6 protein-coding genes and 1 pseudogene are annotated in these 3962 nt (G+C 31.0%); 6 read left to right on the top strand and 1 reads right to left on the bottom strand.

All coding sequences use genetic code 11. The features are described from left to right. Positions 1-81 precede the first annotated feature (81 nt). A complete protein-coding gene (locus tag A9G42_RS00815) occupies positions 82-384 on the bottom strand; it encodes a transposase (protein ID WP_179854576.1) in 303 nt (100 codons plus the stop codon). A gap of 68 nt (positions 385-452) precedes the next feature. On the opposite strand from A9G42_RS00815, the pseudogene A9G42_RS14590 reads away from it, so the two are divergent. From A9G42_RS14590 to A9G42_RS00835, 6 genes and pseudogenes are all read left to right on the top strand, one after another. Continuing rightward, positions 453-651: pseudogene (locus tag A9G42_RS14590) on the top strand (integrase domain-containing protein); the annotation flags it as partial. Positions 652-938: 287 nt separating this feature from the next. Beyond that, the gene (locus A9G42_RS00820; protein ID WP_065652360.1) at positions 939-2345 is read left to right on the top strand and encodes a ParB N-terminal domain-containing protein; all 1407 of its coding nucleotides are present in this window, start codon (positions 939-941) and stop codon (positions 2343-2345) included. A gap of 72 nt (positions 2346-2417) precedes the next feature. Beyond that, positions 2418-3251 (top strand): DNA adenine methylase, encoded by an 834-nt coding sequence (locus A9G42_RS00825; protein ID WP_065652361.1) that lies wholly within the window; start codon positions 2418-2420, stop codon positions 3249-3251. Between the two features lie 76 nt (positions 3252-3327). Next, the gene (locus A9G42_RS14525; protein ID WP_141674760.1) at positions 3328-3444 is read left to right on the top strand and encodes a transposase; all 117 of its coding nucleotides are present in this window, start codon (positions 3328-3330) and stop codon (positions 3442-3444) included. Positions 3445-3462: 18 nt separating this feature from the next. Continuing rightward, complete coding sequence (locus A9G42_RS14195; RefSeq protein WP_255309190.1) at positions 3463-3585, top strand: hypothetical protein; 123 nt, start codon at positions 3463-3465, stop codon at positions 3583-3585. Further along, positions 3585-3962 (top strand): IS3 family transposase (locus A9G42_RS00835; protein ID WP_143426068.1); only part of this gene is annotated, 378 nt, incomplete at its 3' end. The genes A9G42_RS14195 and A9G42_RS00835, both read left to right, overlap by 1 nt.

Below are 3962 nucleotides of genomic sequence, written 5' to 3' on the forward strand. Positions count from 1 at the left end.
GTTGATAATAAAATCGATTTCTTGACACTTGTAAACATCGACATAACGCACGTAAGCTATATCGATGTTGATTCTCGGTGATTAATTTGATTTTCGTTCTATTATCAACGCCGCTTGCTTTAGGATGTCATTCTCCATTAACAATCGCTTATTCTCTTTACGTAGGGTTATGAGCTCATTTTCTTGAGTACTACGATTAGCTTGAGCTGTAAACTCACCAATAGTTTGATATTGCTTTATCCACTTATCTAATGCGGATTTAGTCAGGTCGTATTCGGTGACAATATCCGCTCGTTTTTTGCCATTTTGGTATAACATTACCCTCTGTTTTTTAAATTCATTACTAAAACTGCGTTTTTCTCTTCTTGAAATGAGATTTGTCATTGTTGGTTCCTTTTGTTTTTTGGTTATCATAACAATGACCTTATTAAACTGGTACTAATTAGTGTAGCCTGTCCAAACCTAATCTAAAACAAGCCATGACCTATTGGCGTAATCAAAAAAGCACTATAGGCTTAACAGGCAAAATTTCACCATAGTCTAAGATATGCCTTTGCTCAGGATATGACTCAACACTACATCAAACAAGGTTATACTGAAAAAGAAGCCCTAGCCCTCACTTCTATGGATTTAGGGCATGGGGATGGCTAAAAAAGTTTATTTGAATTATTATCCTATTAATTAGTTTTCTACTGCTAAAGTTTGCACCTAAACCAGTATTCAAATATACAATCCCTATATTTTTTGGTGCTACTTTTTTAGTTTTTTTGTTTGCTAGGTTTTATCTTAGTATAGTTGTTTTTTAAGGCGAATTATTGTTTAAAAAATATTTGAGGTATGTTTAAGAAAATGTTTGGTTATACATGGTATTGAGTCTATCATTAAAGAATATGATAATTTTCTATATAAAGTAACAACAAATTAAGGAATGAATATTTATGGCTAGAATAGATTATTCGTCTTGGGCAAGGTTGTCCCTATCTATTTCAAATCTGAAACTAGATAAAAATAATCCCAGAATTCCATATTACATACCAACAAAAACAACTAAAGATATTCTTTCTTATTTATTTGAACATGAAGATATAGAAAAATTAGCTGAAAAGATAGTAGGTAAAGGCTTTATCAATCATGAACCAATATATGTAACAAAAGAGAATGATTCTTATGTTGTTATTGAAGGTAATCGAAGAATATCAGCTTTAAAATGTTTACTAAACCCATCACAAGCCCCATCTGTTAAATTGACAAGAAAGTTTGAGAAATTAAAAAATAAATTAGGAAATGATCTTATAGATAAAGTTGAAGTATATGTTGCACCATCTAGGATTGATGCTCAAAATGTGTTATTTGAATTACATGCAGAAGGAAAATTACAATGGAACCGTCAGCAAAAAAACAATTTTATTGTTGGCGCTGGCGCAACTAGTGGGGAATCAATAGAAGAAATTGCTGCTAGATTTAATGTGAAACCCTCTGAGATTCAAGATTCTGTGCAAGAATACTACTTAAATCGATATTTTACCGAATTAGGTTTGCCAACTGATATAGAAGAAAAAGCTCTAAATACTAATTTTAGCCTAACTAATTTATCTAGATTGGTTAATACTAATTTATTTAAACAAATAACTGGTTTTAAAATTAATGATGGAAAATTACAAACCCAAATATCCAAAAATAAATTTAATTATCTTATAAGCTACTTTGTTCGAGATATAATTGATAAAAAAATAGACTCAAGAAAACTGAATAAAGTTGAAAAAATTGAGGAATATATTAATAAAATTTACAATTCAATACCTGATGATATTGAAGATAATGGTGCGGTTGATTTTGGGCCAGAGAATACTCAAAATGTAGACGAACCTCCTATTAACAAAAAAGAAAAAAAGAAAAGAAAATCTCCCGAAATGTTAATACCTAAAAATAAGACTTACCATACAGGATCACAAAAATTAGATATTCTTATTGAGGAGGCTCAAGGTATAATTATTGATATGCATAAAAATGCAAGTGCATTATTGTTAAGGACAATATTAGAATTGGCTGTTGTGAGAACATTTGAAATACATAACTCTAGAAATCAATGTATTAATCAAAATGGAAGAACTAAAAATCTTTCTGATAATTTAAATGCCTTAACTAAAAGAGATAGTTGGTTTAGTAATAAAGCATATTTGTATGATTTAAAAAAATTCATTGATAATCAAAGCACAAATTGGAATAGTCTAGAATCTTTAAATCGATATGCTCATGGCGAATTTATTTTACCCGATAAAGAAATGTTGAGAGCTGTTTGGTTGATTACAGAACCACTCATTTTGATGTGCGAAAATAAGAATTGACTCTATCTTTGATGTGGCCATAATATTATTTTTAATATATTATGGTCATTTAAACAATAAACTAAAGCATTTATGACAAATAACAGTTCACCACTAAGATATCCTGGAGGAAAAGCAAAATTTGCTCCTCACATTGAGTCCATAATCAAATCAAATCAAATTACTGGTGGCGATTATTATGAAGTTTATGCTGGTGGTGCAGGCGTTGCATTGAAACTTCTTTTTAGTGATTATTGTAAAAATATTCACATTAATGATGCAGATTTAGCAATTTATTCTTTTTGGAAATCAATAACAGAAAATACAGATGCTTTCATTCAATTAGTAAATGATACAGAAGTGTCTATTGATGAGTGGCATAAACAAAAGAAAATATTAAATGATCCACTTAATTACTCAATGACTCAATTAGGATTTGCCACATTTTTCCTAAATCGTACAAATCGCTCAGGAATATTGAAAGGTGGTGTTATTGGAGGGCTAAAACAGCAAGGAAATTACAAAATAGATGCAAGATTTAATAAACATAACTTAATAAAAAAAATAAAAAAAATTGGTGATGTTTCCAATAGAATTCATATACATAATAAAGATGCAGCAGAATGGTTATTAGAAATAAACAATAATATCACATTTAAAGATATTGTTTATTTGGATCCCCCCTACTATGTTAAAGGACAAGGATTGTATCGAAATTTTTACCAACATGATGATCATATAAAAATTAGAAATATTTTAGATTCTGTGGATTTTAACTGGATCGTTTCTTATGATAATAACGAAAACATCATAGAAATGTACAAAGGTTATGTACAACAAGAGTATGCTTTAAATTATAGTTTGCAGGATAAAAAAAAGGCAACAGAGATTATTATTTATAGCCCTTCACTGAGAATTCCTTTCTAAAGATGTAACTATCCCCTAAAATAGTACAGCAAAAAAGTAGAAAATTCTCTATGATAAAAGAAAAGGGGATTTAATTATGAAAAAAATGACTGAACACCAAATCGTAGCTATTTTAAAAGAAGCAGAGGTAGGTGTACCCGTTAAAGAGTTGTGCCGTACATATGGCATGGGTAATTCAACTTTTTATAAATGACGGGAAAAATAGGACGGTATGGAAACGTCGGATATTAAACGCTTAAAGGAGCTTGAGGCCGAAAACCGTAAGCTTAAACAGATGTTTGCTGAGCTAAGTTTAAAATCACAGCATCAGGAACAAATCATAAAAAAGCTTTAGTGCCCACAAAGGCACGTAAAACGTGGGCACAGCAACTACAACAAAATCATTCGGTTACTATTGCTATGAGTTGTGCCATTGTTGGCTTAAGCCGTTGTGCTTACTATTATCAACCTAAGTTGCAGGATGACTCGGTGATTATTTCGGTGTTGAATGCTGTCACAGACCGGCATTTACGCTGGGGCTTTCCTAAATGTTTTAATCGTATCAGAAAGCTCGGCTATAAATGGAATCATAAACGTGTTTATCGAGTGTATTGTGAGTTAAAACTGAATCTTAAAACAAAACGAAAACAACGAATTCCACCTCGGGAGCCAGAAAAGTTATTGGCTCCCAATAAACAAGGTGAATGTTGGTCAATGGATTTTATGAGTGAC

Source organism: Gilliamella sp. Nev6-6 (genome assembly GCF_001690605.1).
Taxonomy (GTDB): Bacteria; Pseudomonadota; Gammaproteobacteria; order Enterobacterales; family Orbaceae; genus Gilliamella; species Gilliamella apicola_C.

What these genes read in the sequence shown, in the direction of transcription:
- A9G42_RS14195 (WP_255309190.1), top strand. Translation starts at nt 3,463, where the DNA reads ATGGAAACGTCGGATATTAAACGCTTAAAGGAGCTTGAGGCCGAAAAC.
- A9G42_RS00825 (WP_065652361.1), top strand. Translation starts at nt 2,418, where the DNA reads ATGACAAATAACAGTTCACCACTAAGATATCCTGGAGGAAAAGCAAAA.
- A9G42_RS14525 (WP_141674760.1), top strand. Translation starts at nt 3,328, where the DNA reads ATGAAAAAAATGACTGAACACCAAATCGTAGCTATTTTAAAAGAAGCA.
- A9G42_RS00820 (WP_065652360.1), top strand. Translation starts at nt 939, where the DNA reads ATGGCTAGAATAGATTATTCGTCTTGGGCAAGGTTGTCCCTATCTATT.
- A9G42_RS00815 (WP_179854576.1), bottom strand. Translation starts at nt 384, where the DNA reads ATGACAAATCTCATTTCAAGAAGAGAAAAACGCAGTTTTAGTAATGAA.